Raw genomic sequence first — 13,718 nt, 5'->3', positions numbered from 1 at the left:
GCTCCGTGCTTGTGCGTGGACTCACTTCATCCGCTCGGCGAGCCGCTGTGCCCCCTTTCCGTTGCCCGAGGCAACTCCCCGATCGGCCTCGTGGGCCACGTCGACCACGCCGGCACCGGCGCTCCCGCCATCGACCGCCACCGGCCCGACCCGGATCGCCCGCGGCTGCCGCCGCGGGGTCACCGGCCGGACCGGTACCTCGGGACCGCCCGAGGGTACGGCGGTCATCGCCTCACTCCCGGTTTCCGGAGACCGTCTCCCTCATGGCGCGCAGCGACTCCTTCAGGGAGCCCATGGTGGCGAGCACCGCCGTCGGCTCGTAGCCGCAGTGCGCCATGCAGTTGTCGCAGCGCGGGTCCTTGCCCCGGCCGTACTTGTCCCAGTCGGTGTCCTCCACCAGTTCCCGGTACGTCGGCACGTACCCGTCGCTCATCAGGTAGCAGGGGCGCTGCCAGCCGAAGAGCGAGTAGTTCGGGATCGCCCACGCGGTGCACGGGAAGTCGACCTTGCCCTCCAGGAAGTCCAGGAAGAGCGGGGAGTGGTTGAGCCGCCACTTCTTCCGGTTGCCGCCGGAGAACGCCTTCCGGAACAGCTCGCGGGTCTGCTCCACGCCGAGGAAGTGCTCCTGGTCCGGCGCCTTCTCGTAGGCGTAGGCGGGCGAGATCATCATCTCGTCCACCTTCAGGTCGTCGTTGAGGAAGTTGAGCACCTCGACGATGGTCTGCGGGGTGTCGGTGTTGAAGAAGGTGGAGTTGGTGGTCACCCGGAAGCCGCGCCGCTTGGCCTCCTTGATGGCCGCCACCGCCTCGTCGAACACACCCTCCTTGGCGACCGACTCGTCGTGCCGCTCGCGCAGCCCGTCGATGTGCACGGCGAAGGCGAAGTAGGGCGAGGGCTTGAACTTGTCCATCTTCTTGCGCAGCAGCATCGCGTTGGTGCACAGGAAGACGTACTTCCGCTTGGCCACCAACTGCCGCACGATCTCGTCGATCTGAGGATGCATCAAGGGCTCACCGCCCGCGATGGAGACCATCGGCGCACCCGATTCCAGCACCGCGCCCACCGCCTGGGCGACCGGCATGCGCTGCTTGAGCACACCCGCGGGGTGCTGGATCTTGCCGCAGCCCTCGCATTTGAGGTTGCACGCGAAAAGCGGTTCGAGCTCGACAATGAGCGGGAATTTGTCCCGCTTGCGGAGCTTCTGTTCGGCCAGGTATGTAGCGACCTTGATGGACTGACGCAACGGCATTGCCATCTGGGCTCACCTCCGGGGGAGCAGCAAAGAACGGTGCCATTCGAAATATGCGGGAAGTACGGAACGAAGAACGCGGAATGCCGATATTCCACCGCGCACCGTGCCGATCCGGACGAGTTCGTGTTCGGGAGCGTCCACGACCACCCGGACGGCCGCGACCGGGCGCTCGCCCGCGGTCACGGCGCTGAGCAGGGTGGCCGCGGACTCCATGTCGACGGCGATCGCGCCGGTCGCGCGCAGGGCGGACCGTTCGGGACCGCGGACGACATGATCGGATCCGGTGAGCGGGCCGGTGTGGACCGTGCGGCCGGGCAGCAGCCGCGCGAGTTCCTTCACCAGCAGTTCGGTGCCCACGCACGGGACGGTCCCGTGCGGGTCCCGGGTCTCCTCGGCGACCACCAGGTCACCGGGGTGCATGCCGGGGGCGAGGCCCGCGCAGAAGCCGGTGGCCACCACAGCGGCCTCGGCGAGCGCGGGCCGGGCCAGTTGCCGGGTGAGGGAGCGCTGCGCCGCCCGTGGCCCCATCCCGGTACGGACGAACGTGACCGGCCCGCCGGCCCCGCCGCGATCGCCCGAGCGCAGGGCGAGGTGCTCGATGCCGAGCGCGCAGGCGATCAGGAGCGGGGCCGGGGCGGGCTGGACGTTCACATCAGCTCCCCTTGGCCTCGGAGAGCGGGGACCCGACGGGCTTGGCCTCCTCGGGCCGCGGCCGGGTGACCCTGGCGAGCAACTGCCGCTCGAAGGGGTCGCCGTGCAGATACCGGCCGAGCGCGGTGAGCGGGAACACCTGCCGGTACAGGTGGTAGTTGATGGAGAAGTCCCAGGGGAAGCCGGTGCCGGTGAAGTACGGCTCGTCCCAGGTGCCGTCCTCCCGCTGGGTGTCCGCGAGCCACTGGATGCCCCGCTCGACGGCCTCGGTGTCCTTCTCCCCGGCCGCGAGCAGTGCCATCAGCGCCCACGCGGTCTGCGAGGGGGTGGAGGCGCCCCGGCCGCCCCATTCCTTGACGTGTTTGTAGGAGCGCAGGTCCTCGCCCCAGCCGCCGTCGTCGTTCTGGACCGACTCCAGCCAGGCCACCGCGCGCCGGATCGCCGGGTGCGAGCCGGGCAGTCCGGCCGCGGTCAGCGCGGGGACCACCGAGCCGGTGCCGTAGATGTAGTTGACGCCCCAGCGGCCGAACCAGGCCCCGTTCGGCTCCTGTTCGGCGAGCAGCCAGGCGATGCCGCGGCGGGTGCGCGGGTCGTGGGCCAGGCCCTCGGCGGCGAGCATCTCCACCACGTGCGCGGTGACGTCCGCGGACGGCGGGTCGATGACCTCGCCGAAGTCGCAGAACGGCAGCCGGTTGGGGAACGGGCTGGTGTTGTCGACGTCGAAGGCGCCCCACGCGCCGTTCTTCGACTGCATGCCGAGGTTCCAGCGCACCGCGCGGCCGATCGCCCGGTCCACCCGCTCGGGGTCGTGGTGCCGGATCCGGCGCAGCGCGAGGGAGACCTCGGCGGTGTCGTCGATGTCGGGGTAGTTGTCGTTGTGGAACTCGAACGCCCAGCCGCCGGGCGGCAGTTGGGGGCGCTTGACGGCCCAGTCGCCGGGCCTGACGATCTCCTCGCCGAGCAGCCAGTCGGCCGCCTTGACCAGCTGCGGATGGTCGACGGGCAGTCCGGCGTCGACCAGCGCGATGGCGGCGAGGCAGGTGTCCCACACCGGGGACTGGCAGGCCTCGATCATCCGGGCGCCGTCCTCGCGCCACACGGCGAACCGGTCCAGCGAGGCCAGTCCCTCGCGCAGCACGGGGTGTTCGAGGTCGTAGCCGAGCAGGTGCAGGGCGATGACGGAGTACACGGCCGGGGGCTGGATGCCGCCCCAGCAGCCGTCGTTCTCCTGCCGCTCGATGATCCAGCGGGCGGCGGCGTTCATCGCGGCCTTGCGGACCCGGCGCGGGACGACCCGGCGCAACTGCCGCAGTGCCTTGTCCAGGCGCTGGAAGGCGCCGTCCCACGTGTTCGGCGGGGCGAGGGGTTTGGGCGGGTTGGGGTTGGCCGGGTCGGTGTGCAGCTCGTCCAGAGCGAAGGGCGCGGGACGCACCGGGCGCTTGGCCGAGACGATGGTGAGCGGCACGATCGTCTGCCGCGCCCAGCACCCGAAGTCGTAGATGTTCAGCGGCATCCAGCCCGGGAACCAGATCAGCTCCGGCGGCATCTCCGGCAGGTCTTCCCACTTCCACCAGCCGAACAGGGCGAGCCAGATGCGGGTGAAGACCCGGGAGGAGGCGATGCCGCCGCGCTCGCGGATCCAGGCCGAGGCCCTCGCCATGTGCGGGTCGTCGGGCGCGTCGCCGGCCAGCCGCAGGGCGACGTACGCCTCGATGGTGGTGGAAAGTTCGCCGGGACCGCCCCAGAAGGTGGCCCAGGTGCCGTCCGGGCGCTGCTCGCCGCGGATGAACCTGGCGGCGGCCTGCGTGGTCTTCTCGTCCTGGATGCCGAGGAACTGACGGAGCAGCAGATCCTCGGCGTCCATGGTGACGTTGGTCTCCAGGTCGCCCTTCCACCAGCCCTCGGCGTCCTGCCGGGACAGCAGGAAGTCGGTGGCGCGCCGGGCGGCCCGTGCGGCGGCTTCCGGTACCCCGGCCGCCTCGGGGATGTCGAGGGTGGTGTCACTGGCCGCGGCAGCGCGGGACGGCAAGGTGGCCCCGGTGCTTCCGTCGGTCGTCGCTGTCATGGCTTCCCCTTCGTGCAGTCGTGCGAGTCGTGCTGCTGTGGGTCCGCCGTCGGCCGGTGTGCGTCGTTTCGCGACACCGGCCGGCGACTACGCGAGGCTTGTTCGACCGATAGCGATCATCTCTTTCGTACGACGACGAAGTCGGCGAGGGCCGTGAAGGCGGCCCGCACCCGGTCCGGCATGCCGACCGCGTCGAGGGCGTTGATGGCGATGGTGTGCTGACGGCGCGCTTCCTCGGCCGTCCATTCGCGGCCGCCCGCCTCCTCGATGAGCGCGGCGCGGGCCGCGAACTCCTCCTCGGAGAAGTTCTCGAAGTCGCTGCTCTTGGCGTCGGCGGCAAGGATCTCGCCGAGCCGCTCGGAGGCGGTGCCGCCGGCCGCGAGCGCGGCGACCACCGGCAGCGACTTCTTGCGCTGGCGCAGGTCGCTCCAGGTCTGCTTGCCGGTGGCGTCCGGGTCGCCCCAGATGCCGAGCAGGTCGTCCACGGCCTGGAAGGCGAGGCCGAGGTGGTAGCCGTAGCGCTCCAGCGCGTCGGCGGTGGCGTCGTCGGCGCCGCCGAGGACGGCGCCGATGGAGGAGGCGCAGGCGAGCAGCGCGCCGGTCTTGTTGCCCTCCATCTCCAGGCACTCCTCGACGCTGACGCGGTCGCGGTGCTCGTAGGAGATGTCCTGGGCCTGACCGTCGATCAGGGCGCGGCTGGCGGTGGTCAGCCGGCGGGTGGCGCGGCCGGCCTCGACCGTACCGAGCTCCAGCAGCACCTCGTTGGCCAGCGCGAACAGGGCGTCGCCGACCAGGATGGCCTGGGCGGGGCCGTGCACCTTCCAGACGGTGTCGCGGTGACGGCGCTGCTCGTCGCCGTCCATCAGGTCGTCGTGCAGCAGCGAGAAGTTGTGGACCAGTTCGACGGCGACGGCGCCCGGGACGCCGGTCTCGGGCGTGGCCCCGGTGACCTCGGCGGAGAGCACGGCGAGCGCGGGACGTACGGCCTTGCCGCCGTCGCCGGCGGCCGGGTTGCCGGCGGCGTCGATCCAGCCGAAGTGGTAGGCGGCGACGGTGTCCATGGGAGGAGCGAGGCGGTCGACGGCCGCACGCAGGACCGGTGTGGCCAGGGTCCGGCCGCGCTCCAGCAGCGCGGTGACGTCCGCCGCGGTCTCCGTCGAGGCCGGGGGCACAGTGGGCACAGTCTCTCCTCTTGTTGCGGTACCGAAGGTGCGGGGGCCGGCCGCCGGCTGCCGGTGCGGCATCAGGCCGCCTCCTCGAAGGCGAAGAGACGGCTCGGGCGGGGCCGGCCCAGGGCGCGGAGCGCGGCGTCGGCCGCGCTCACTCCGCTGCGGACCGCACTCTCCATGGTCGCGGGCCACCCGGTGGCGGTCCACGCTCCGGCCAGGTACAGGCCGGGGGCCTTGGTGCGGGCGCCGGGCCGCAGACGCCCGACGCCGGGAGCGGGCGCGAAGGTGGCCGTGCGCTCCCGGGTCACGAAGAAGTCCTCGATCACGGCGCCGCGCGTACCCGGGATCAGTCTTTCCAGCTCCGGGACGTAGCGCTCGCGCAGTTGCGCCACCGGGAGATCGATGTCGTCCTGCGCGGCCGACTGGGACAGCGCGAGGTACTGGCCCGAGCGCAGCCCGGAGGCGTGGGTGCGGTCGAAGACCCACTGCACGGGGGTGCCGAGGGCGGCGAAGAAGGGCCGCGCGAGCACCTTGCGGTCGTAGACGACGTGCACGTTGAGGATGGGGGCGGTGCCGATGCCGAGCAGCCGCTCGGGGGCGTCCAGGGCGCCGGGCGGCAGCAGTTCGTACGCCTCGCGCTGGGGTACGGCGAGGACGACGGCGTCGGTTTCGATGCGCTCGCCGGGAACCTCGACGCTCCAGCCGCCGTTCTCCATGACAGAGACGGAGGTGACGCGTGAACGGACCTCGGTACGCACGCCCGCGGAGTCGAGCGCCCTGCGGGCCAGCCGGTCGTGCAGTTCGCCGAGCGGGACATGGGCCCAGCCGATGTCGGCCGCGCCCGGGTCGGACAGCAGACCGGTCTTGAACACCATCGCGGCGAGCCCCAGTGAGGCGTCGCCCGCGACCGCGTTGAGGGTGGCGACCCCGACCAGGTCCCACAGGGCCTCGATGGCACGCGCCGACTGGCCGTGGGCGGCCAGCCAGCTGCCGAAGTCCTGGGTGTCCAGGGTCGGATCGGCGAGGTCGAGCCCCTTCAGCGCGAGCGCGGCCCGCCCGACGGAGGCGCGCTCGGCGAGCGAGAGGTGCGGATACGCGGCCAGGCTCCGTCCCAGATGCAGGGGGACGGGCAGGGGGTCGCGCCGCAGCCTGCCGAGCCGCCGGCCCTCGGGCTTGGCGAGGTCCACGACGGGCACGTCCAGGCGGTCCTGCAGCGGTGCCAGCGCCGCGCCCTCGATCCGGTCGAGGAACCAGCGGTAGGCGGTGCAGCAGCGCAGGTACACGTGCTGGCCGTTGTCGACGGTCAGTTCGCCGCGCTGGAAGGAGAAGGCGAGGCCGCCCAGCCTGGGCCTGCCTTCGAGCAGGGTGACACGGACGCCCGCGTCGGCGAGGGCGAGTGCCGCGGTGATGCCGGCGAGGCCGCCGCCGATCACGACGGCGCCGCGTGCCGTGCTCTCGGGGGTGCGCGGGCCCGGTGCGGGGTGTGCGCCGTCGCTCATCGTGCGTCCTTCCGTGCGTGCCGGCCGTGCTGCTTGAACGGTGCACGTCCGGTCGTCGCAGTCAGGGACGCCACGCCGTGGCGCGGGGTTGCCTGGCGGAAGTCGCCTGGTCCGGTGAGGTCCATCAGGCGCGCCTCCCGGCCGATCGCCCGGCGCCGTGGCGGGTGACCTGCCGGGTGTCGAGGCCGGACAGGCCCCGCACGGCGACGTAGGCCTTCTCGTGTCCGGGCAGCGAGACCCGGCCGCGCAGCACGGCCTCGGGGTCGCGCGCGATGCGGTCGAGGAGGCGGCGGTAGATGCCGGCCATGGCGGCCACGCAGGCGCCGCTGCGCCGGTCGAGCATGGGCAGCAGCTGGTAGCCCTCGGCGAAAAGGGCGCGGGCGCGGCGGACCTCGTAGTGCACGAGCCCCGCGAAGTCGGAGCCCTGCGGCGGCGTCGGCCCGTCGAACCCGGCCGAGCAGCCGAACTTGGCCAGGTCGTCGGCGGGCAGATAGGTACGGCCGCCCTGGGCGTCCTCGCGGACGTCCCGGAGGATGTTGGTGAGCTGGAGCGCGAGGCCGAGCGTGTCGGCGTACTCGGCGGCGCGCTCGGCGCCGCGGGCGCCCGGCTCGGTGCCGAACACGCCGAGCGAGAGGCGGCCGATGGCACCGGCGACACAGCGGCAGTAGACCTTCAGGTCGTCCCAGGTCTCGTAGGTCTCCCCACGCGTGTCCATCTCGACGCCGTCGATCAGCTCGTCCAGACCGCCGAGCGGGATCGGGAAGGCGTCGGCGGCATGGGCGAGGGCGACGGCCACCGGGTCGGTGTCGTCCTCCTCGACGCCGCCCTGCTGGATCCGGGCGAGCAGGGCCCGGGTGTCCTTGAGCCGTGCCACCTTCACGTCATCGGCCAGGTCGCCGTCACCGATGTCGTCCACGCGTCGCGAGAACGCGTACAACGCCGACATGGCACGCCGCTTCGGTGTGGGCAGCAGCCGGATGCCGTACGCGAAGTTACGGGCCTGCTGTCCGGTCACCGTCTCGCAGTAGCGGTAGGCGGCGAGTACCGGTGCGGACACGTGCGACGCAGACTCCACGGTCCGGATCACCCCTCTCCTCGCAGAATCACGCCCGCCTCACGCAGCAACTGGACCTTGCCTGGCTTGGGCGGGCCGGGAAGTACGTCGTATTCGGCGGCGGCGATCGCGTGGATCGCCGCCCTTCCCCCCGCCACGAACCCTGCGAGCAGCAGCTTCAACCTGCCGTGGACGCTACCCACCAGGGGGGAGCCTTCATTCAGCAGATCACGGGCGCGTTGTGCTTCGTATGCAATCAGGGCGCGCGCCGATGCGCCCGCCGTTTTCGCGGAAAGATCCGTTTCCGTGACATGGAAGCGCCTCATGTCCTCGGCCGGAAGATAGATCCGGTCACGGCCGAGATCCTCGGCCACGTCCTGGAGGTGCTCCACGATCTGGAGCGCGGTGCAGATCGCGTCGGACAGACGGGTCCGCTCGGGGGTCTGGGTGCCGGTGACGGCGAGGACGAGGCGGCCGACGGGGTTGGCGGACAGTTCGCAGTAGGCGAGGAGGTCGTCGTACGTCTCGTAGCGGGTGACGAGCTGGTCCTGGCGGTTGGCGGCGATCAGGCCGAGGAACGGCTCGGGGGTGAGCGCGCGGCGCCGCACGACGGGCTGGAGCCGGCGCAGCAGGGGATGGCGCGGGGTGGCGTCGAAGACCCGGCGCAGGTCGGCCTCGAAGGCGTCGAGCAGCAGCAGGCGGTCCCCGGCCTCGGCGGCCGGCACGCCGAGCAGCTCGGCGTCGGCTCCGCCGGGGGCGAGGTCGCCGTCGCCGATGTCGTCGACCAGGCGGGCGAATCCGTAGACCGCCATGAGGTCGTCGCGCCACTCGCGGGGCAGGAAGAAGGGGGCCACGGGGAAGTTCTCGCTCGCGGCCTTGTCGAGGGTGGCGCGTTCCGTGTTCGGCGCCGTTTCAGTGGCCGTCATCGGGCGACGCCCGGAGCGGCAACGGCACATGCTGCATTGAGCTGGGGAGTTTCCATAGCCATTGCCGTCACATCTCCCGTTCTACACTGCCGACCCAATACACACTATTTCGGACACGCCGCCCGGCAATTCACGGGGCATGACCTGGCGCAGGGTGTCGCGCATTATCGCCCCACTTGCCGTTTTCCGGCACCGGTACAGCTTACGTTGTACAACGCATCGACGTTCGAGGGGGTGTCCCGCACATCACAACAACACACCGATCGGCGTCAAGATTCCTGACAGCTTTCGGAGTTGACGCTTCCTTTGCAGACGCGGGGCCCCGCCGGAAGGTTGCCGGCGGGGCCCCGGCCGAAACAGTTCACTTGCCGGTGAACTTCTCGTACTCCTTGAGTACCTCTTCGGTCGGCCCGTCCATGCGCAGCTCACCGCGTTCCAGCCACAGCACGCGGTTGCAGGTGTCACGGATGGACTTGTTGTTGTGGCTGACCAGAAACACGGTGCCGGCCTCCTTGCGCAGTTCCCGGATGCGTTCCTCGGAGCGCTTCTGGAACTTGCGGTCACCGGTGGCGAGAGCCTCGTCAATCATGAGGACGTCGTGGTCCTTGGCGGCGGCGATGGAGAAACGCAGCCGCGCGGCCATACCGGAGGAGTAGGTGCGCATCGGCAGGGTGATGAAGTCGCCCTTCTCGTTGATGCCCGAGAAGTCGACGATCCCCTCGTAGCGCTCCTTGATCTGCTCGCGCGACATACCCATGGCGAGACCGCCCAGGATGACGTTGCGCTCGCCGGTCAGGTCGTTCATCAGCGCCGCGTTGACGCCCAGCAGGGAGGGCTGGCCGTCGGTGTAGACCTTGCCCTTCTCCGCGGGCAGCAGGCCGGCGATGGCGCGCAGCAGGGTGGACTTGCCGGAGCCGTTGGAGCCGATCAGGCCGATGGCCTCGCCCCGGTAGGAGACGAAGGAGACCCCGCGCACGGCGTGCACCTTGCGCACGCCCCGCTCCTCGCCCCGCTTGAGGATCCGGCTGAGGGCAGCCGTCGCGCTGCCCTTGCCGGTCTTGGCGCCGTTGACCCGGTAGACGATGTGCAGATCGTCCGCGATGACCGTCGGACGGCGCGCGCCGGTGCCCGCGGCGGTGTTCTGCTCGGCGTTCTGCTCAGCCACGGCCGTACCGCTCCTCCGCCTTCCAGAAGTACACGAAGCCGCCCGCGAAGACCACCACGGCCCAGAACACCGCGATCGCCCACACGTGCGGCGGCAGGTTCGAGGCGCCGTAGCCGTCGATCAGCGCGAAGCGCATCAGGTCCATGTAGACCGCGGTCGGGTTGACCTGGAGCAGGCGCACCGCCCACTCCGGGCGGTCCGCCATCATCTTGCTGATGGAGAACATCACGCCGGAGGTGTACATCCAGGTGCGCAGCACGAACGGCATGAGCTGCGCCATGTCCGGCGTCTTGGCGCCCATGCGGGCCACGATCATCGCGAGGCCGGTGTTGAACAGGAACTGCAGCACCAGCACCGGCACGATCAGCAGCCAGGACGCGCCGGGGTAGCTGCCGAAGCCGATCGCCACGACGAACAGCACGATCATCGAGAACAGCAGCTGCTGGAGCTGCTGGAGCGAGAAGGAGACGGGCAGCGAGGCCCGCGGGAAGTGCAGGGCACGCACGAGCCCCAGGTTCCCGGAGATGGCCCGCACGCCCGACATGACCGAGCTCTGCGTGAAGGTGAACACGAACACGCCGGTGACCAGGAACGGGATGTACACGTCGTGGGACATGCCGCGGCTGGCGTGCAGGATGATGCCGAAGATGAAGTAGTACACCGCCGCGTTCAGCAGCGGAGTGGCCACCTGCCACAGCTGGCCGAGCTTGGCCTGGCTGTACTGCGCCGTCAGCTTCGCCTGCGAGAAGGCGAGGATGAAGTGGCGCCGGCTCCAGAGCTGGCGGATGTACTCCGTCAGGGAGGGACGGGCGCCGCTGACGGCGAGCCCGTACCTGGCGGCCAGCTCGGCCGGCGTCAGCCCCTCGTCGGGCGACGGTATCGCGCTCACCGCGACACCGGCGTCATGCGTTGTGTGACTCACGAGTAAGAACCCGGACTCTCTCGGTAAGAAGCTTGCTGGTCAGGTAAGAAGCTTCTCAGATGACCGGCGGACGGCCCAGCCGGGTGAGCCGCCAGACCGTGCGCCAGCGCATCGGCCGGCGCGGTCCGCAGGGCGTTCGCCAGCCTTCCTTGAAGCCGCCGAACCAGGCCGCCAGGGCCGGCCGCGAGGGCCGGCGCAGCAGCGTGAGCAGCAGCCAGACCCCGAGGTAGACGGGGACCAGCAGGGCGGGGAGGTTGCGCCGGGCGAGCCAGACGCGGTTGCGGGCCACCATGCGGTGGTAGACGGCGTGCCGCGAGGGCGCGGTCGTCGGGTGGTACAGCACCATGTCGGAGCGGTAGTCGATCAGCCAGCCGGCGTCCAGCGCCCGCCAGGCCAGATCGGTCTCCTCATGGGCGTAGAAGAACTCGCCGGGCAGCCCGCCGACCTCGGCGAACACCCGGGTGCGCACGGCGTTGGCGCCGCCCAGGAAGGTGGTGACCCGCGAGGACCGCATCGGGTCGGAGGCGCGCAGCCGGGGCACGTGACGGCGCTGGGTCTCCCCGGTCTCGGGGTCGGCGATGCGGAAGCTGATGATGCCCAGCTCCGGATCGGCGGCGAAGGCCTCGCGGCACAGCTCGGCGGTGTCCTGCCGGGCGAGCAGGCCGTCGTCGTCCAGGAAGAGCAGGATGTCGACGTCCTGGCCGCCGGGGCCGAAGGCCTCTATGCCCACGTTGCGGCCGCCCGGGATGCCCAGGTTCTCCGGCAGCTCGACGGTGCGCACGCCCTCGGGGACGTCGGGCACCGGGGAGCCGTTGCCGACGACGACCACCTCGACGCGGTCCCCGTCCTGCTTGGCGACCGAGTCGATGAGGGCGCGCAGCTCCTCGGGCCGGTTGCCCATGGTGATGATGACGGCACCGACCCGCATGGCCGCGCTCACTTCAGCCTGCTGGAGGCGAGGATGGACACCAGGTGCAGCAGGGTCTGCAGCATGGCGATGCCGGCGAGGACGGCGGTGCCGAGCCGGGTGAAGAACAGGTCGCCGTGGATCTGGTCCGCGATGGCGAGGACCACGATCAGCAGCGAGGCCTCGATGCCGAGGATGAGCCGGTGGAACTTCAGCGCCGAGGCGGCCCGGCGGGCCAGCGCCATCCCGGAGGAGCGCGGCTCGGCGGCGGCCTCCTGCACCGGCGGCCTGCCCGTCTGGTGCCGGGCGACGCCGACCAGGTCGGTCTCCGCCTTGATCAGGATCGCGCCGAGCGCGGCCAGGGTGCCGAGGAAGGCCCACAGCCAGTCGATACGACCGCTGCCCCACAGGTCGGCGGCGCGCAGCCCGAGGCCGACCAGCACGGCCGCGTCGGTGAGGTAGGCACCGACGCGGTCCAGGTAGACGCCGCCGAGGGAGTACTGCTTCCGCCAGCGGGCGATCTCGCCGTCGACACAGTCCAGCAGCAGGTAGAGCTGGGTGGCGACCACGCCGAGGATCGCGCCCGTGATCCCCGGCACCAGCAGGGCCGGGGCCGCGAGCACACCGCAGACGGTCATCAGGTACGTGAGCTGGTTGGGCGTGACCCTGGTGTTCACCAGGTAGCGGTCGATGCGCAGGGAGACCTCACGCATGTAGAGGCGTCCCGCCCAGTGCTCACCGCTGCGCCGGTCCTTCACCCCTGCGGGATGGACGACCGGACGGAGTTCAGCTACCGATGGCCTTGACATAGTCGGCGTAGGTGTCCTTGATCTGGTTCGGCTTGAGGTCGAGGTGTTCGAGGATGGTGTAGCGGCCGGGCCGGGTCTCCGGGGCGAACTCCACCGCGCGGACGAACTCGTCCACGGTGAAGCCGATCTCCTCCGGCAGCACCGGAAGCCCGTGCCGGCGCAGCACCGAAGCGGTGTGCGCGGCCTCCTCGTGGGCCCCGCGCAGATACATGGCGAAGGCCGCGCCGAGCCCGCACTGCTCGCCATGGGCGGCGGCGCGCTTCGGGAACAGCAGGTCGAAGGCGTGGTTGATCTCGTGGCAGGAGCCCGAGGACGGCCGGGAGTCACCGGAGATCGACATCGAGATGCCGCTGAGGACGAGCGCCTCGGCGAGCACCTGGAGGAAACCGTTGTCACCGATGCCGCCCGGGTGGCGCAGCACCGCCTCGCCGGCCTGGCGGGCCATGGCCGCGGCGAGACCGTCGATCTTCTCGCCGTTGACGCGGTGGGACAGCTCCCAGTCCGCGATCGCGTTGATGTTGGAGATGGCGTCGCCGATGCCGGCCCGGACGAAGCGGGCCGGGGCCGCGCGGATCACGTCCAGGTCGATGACGACCGCGATCGGGTTCGGCACTCCGTAGGAGCCGCGCCCCGCGTCGTTGTCGAGCGTGGCGACCGGCGAGCACAGGCCGTCGTGCGCGAGGTTCGTGGGCACGGCGACCAGGGGCAGGCCGATGCGGGCCGCGGCGAACTTGGCGCAGTCGATGATCTTGCCGCCGCCGAGCCCGACCACCGCGTCGTAGTGGCCGGACTTCATCTCGCCGGCCAGCCGGATCGCGTCGTCGAGGGTGCCACCGCCCACCTCGTACCAGGAGGCGCCGGGCAGCGAGGGGGCGAGGCGCTCGCGGAGCTGGGCACCGGAGCCGCCGCTGACGGCGACGGCGAGCCGGCCCGACTGGGAGATGCGTTCGTCGGCGAGGACACCGGCCAGGTCGTCCAGGGCACCCGGACGGATGTCCACGACGACCGGCGAGGGGATCAGCCGGGTCAGTAGCGGCACGCGATCTCCCGCCCCTTGGCCAGGTCGTCGTGGTTGTCGATCTCGACCCAGTCGACGTCGCCGATGGGCGCCACGTCGATGCGGAAACCGCGGTCGACCAGCTCCTGGTAACCGTGCTCGTAGAACTGCTGCGGGTCGGTCTCCCAGACCGTCTTCAGCGCGTCCGCCAGCTCCTCGGCCGCGTCGCCCTCGATCAGGGTGACGCCGATGTACTCACCGGTCGCCTCGGCCGGGTCCATCAGCTTGGTGATCTTCGTCAT

14 protein-coding genes and 1 pseudogene are annotated in these 13,718 nt (G+C 71.0%); all 15 read right to left on the bottom strand.

Annotation, left to right across the window (positions count from 1 at the left end):
* Window positions 1-21: 21 nt before the first annotated feature.
* Complete coding sequence (locus tag AB0927_RS35280; RefSeq protein WP_366671956.1) at window positions 22-228, bottom strand: hypothetical protein; 207 nt, start codon at window positions 226-228, stop codon at window positions 22-24.
* Between the two features lie 4 nt (window positions 229-232).
* Window positions 233-1,255 (bottom strand): adenosyl-hopene transferase HpnH, encoded by a 1,023-nt coding sequence (gene hpnH, locus AB0927_RS35275; protein ID WP_366671905.1) that lies wholly within the window; start codon window positions 1,253-1,255, stop codon window positions 233-235.
* Between the two features lie 6 nt (window positions 1,256-1,261).
* The gene (locus AB0927_RS35270) at window positions 1,262-1,903 is read right to left on the bottom strand and encodes a 1-hydroxy-2-methyl-2-butenyl 4-diphosphate reductase (RefSeq protein ID WP_366671904.1); all 642 of its coding nucleotides are present in this window, start codon (window positions 1,901-1,903) and stop codon (window positions 1,262-1,264) included.
* A gap of 1 nt (window position 1,904) precedes the next feature.
* On the bottom strand, window positions 1,905-3,968 hold the full coding sequence (shc, locus tag AB0927_RS35265; RefSeq protein ID WP_366671903.1) for a squalene--hopene cyclase: 2,064 nt from the start codon (window positions 3,966-3,968) through the stop codon (window positions 1,905-1,907).
* A gap of 116 nt (window positions 3,969-4,084) precedes the next feature.
* A complete protein-coding gene (locus AB0927_RS35260; RefSeq protein ID WP_366671902.1) occupies window positions 4,085-5,212 on the bottom strand; it encodes a polyprenyl synthetase family protein in 1,128 nt (375 codons plus the stop codon).
* Complete coding sequence (gene hpnE, locus AB0927_RS35255) at window positions 5,212-6,636, bottom strand: hydroxysqualene dehydroxylase HpnE (protein ID WP_366671901.1); 1,425 nt, start codon at window positions 6,634-6,636, stop codon at window positions 5,212-5,214. The genes AB0927_RS35260 and hpnE overlap by 1 nt, the downstream gene beginning before the upstream one ends.
* Complete coding sequence (locus tag AB0927_RS35250; protein ID WP_366671900.1) at window positions 6,633-6,761, bottom strand: DUF6380 family protein; 129 nt, start codon at window positions 6,759-6,761, stop codon at window positions 6,633-6,635. Before AB0927_RS35250 ends, hpnE begins: the two co-directional genes overlap by 4 nt.
* The gene (hpnD, locus tag AB0927_RS35245) at window positions 6,761-7,723 is read right to left on the bottom strand and encodes a presqualene diphosphate synthase HpnD (RefSeq protein WP_366671899.1); all 963 of its coding nucleotides are present in this window, start codon (window positions 7,721-7,723) and stop codon (window positions 6,761-6,763) included. Before hpnD ends, AB0927_RS35250 begins: the two co-directional genes overlap by 1 nt.
* A complete protein-coding gene (gene hpnC / locus AB0927_RS35240; protein WP_366671898.1) occupies window positions 7,720-8,616 on the bottom strand; it encodes a squalene synthase HpnC in 897 nt (298 codons plus the stop codon). The genes hpnD and hpnC overlap by 4 nt, the downstream gene beginning before the upstream one ends.
* A 361-nt stretch (window positions 8,617-8,977) precedes the next feature.
* Window positions 8,978-9,781 carry an ABC transporter ATP-binding protein gene (locus AB0927_RS35235; protein ID WP_366671897.1) on the bottom strand — a complete coding sequence of 268 codons (804 nt, stop codon included), beginning with the start codon at window positions 9,779-9,781 and terminating at the stop codon, window positions 8,978-8,980.
* Window positions 9,774-10,703, bottom strand: a complete 930-nt coding sequence (locus tag AB0927_RS35230) for an ABC transporter permease (RefSeq protein WP_366671896.1) — start codon at window positions 10,701-10,703, stop codon at window positions 9,774-9,776. Before AB0927_RS35230 ends, AB0927_RS35235 begins: the two co-directional genes overlap by 8 nt.
* Window positions 10,704-10,758: 55 nt before the next feature.
* Window positions 10,759-11,631 carry a glycosyltransferase gene (locus AB0927_RS35225; RefSeq protein ID WP_366671895.1) on the bottom strand — a complete coding sequence of 291 codons (873 nt, stop codon included), beginning with the start codon at window positions 11,629-11,631 and terminating at the stop codon, window positions 10,759-10,761.
* Between the two features lie 8 nt (window positions 11,632-11,639).
* Entirely contained in the window at window positions 11,640-12,419 is a 780-nt protein-coding gene (locus AB0927_RS35220) for a CDP-alcohol phosphatidyltransferase family protein (RefSeq protein WP_366671894.1), read from the bottom strand.
* On the bottom strand, window positions 12,397-13,458 hold the full coding sequence (locus AB0927_RS35215; RefSeq protein WP_366671893.1) for an iron-containing alcohol dehydrogenase family protein: 1,062 nt from the start codon (window positions 13,456-13,458) through the stop codon (window positions 12,397-12,399). Before AB0927_RS35215 ends, AB0927_RS35220 begins: the two co-directional genes overlap by 23 nt.
* Window positions 13,446-13,718, bottom strand: a pseudogene (locus AB0927_RS35210) (phosphocholine cytidylyltransferase family protein); the annotation flags it as partial. The pseudogene AB0927_RS35210 and the gene AB0927_RS35215, both read right to left, overlap by 13 nt.

It is taken from the genome of Streptomyces sp. NPDC048106, from assembly GCF_040706415.1.
Classification (GTDB): Bacteria; Actinomycetota; Actinomycetes; order Streptomycetales; family Streptomycetaceae; genus Streptomyces.
Note: the sequence above shows the minus strand (reverse complement) of the source record. Positions and strands in the feature narration are given on the sequence as shown.

Excerpts from the sequence above, each read along its gene's own strand:
- AB0927_RS35280 (WP_366671956.1), bottom strand. The coding sequence starts at position 228 with ATGACCGCCGTACCCTCGGGCGGTCCCGAGGTACCGGTCCGGCCGGTG.
- hpnH (WP_366671905.1), bottom strand. The coding sequence starts at position 1,255 with ATGGCAATGCCGTTGCGTCAGTCCATCAAGGTCGCTACATACCTGGCC.
- shc (WP_366671903.1), bottom strand. The coding sequence starts at position 3,968 with ATGACAGCGACGACCGACGGAAGCACCGGGGCCACCTTGCCGTCCCGC.
- AB0927_RS35260 (WP_366671902.1), bottom strand. The coding sequence starts at position 5,212 with ATGCCGCACCGGCAGCCGGCGGCCGGCCCCCGCACCTTCGGTACCGCA.
- hpnE (WP_366671901.1), bottom strand. The coding sequence starts at position 6,636 with ATGAGCGACGGCGCACACCCCGCACCGGGCCCGCGCACCCCCGAGAGC.
- AB0927_RS35250 (WP_366671900.1), bottom strand. The coding sequence starts at position 6,761 with ATGGACCTCACCGGACCAGGCGACTTCCGCCAGGCAACCCCGCGCCAC.
- hpnC (WP_366671898.1), bottom strand. The coding sequence starts at position 8,616 with ATGACGGCCACTGAAACGGCGCCGAACACGGAACGCGCCACCCTCGAC.
- AB0927_RS35225 (WP_366671895.1), bottom strand. The coding sequence starts at position 11,631 with ATGCGGGTCGGTGCCGTCATCATCACCATGGGCAACCGGCCCGAGGAG.
- AB0927_RS35220 (WP_366671894.1), bottom strand. The coding sequence starts at position 12,419 with ATGTCAAGGCCATCGGTAGCTGAACTCCGTCCGGTCGTCCATCCCGCA.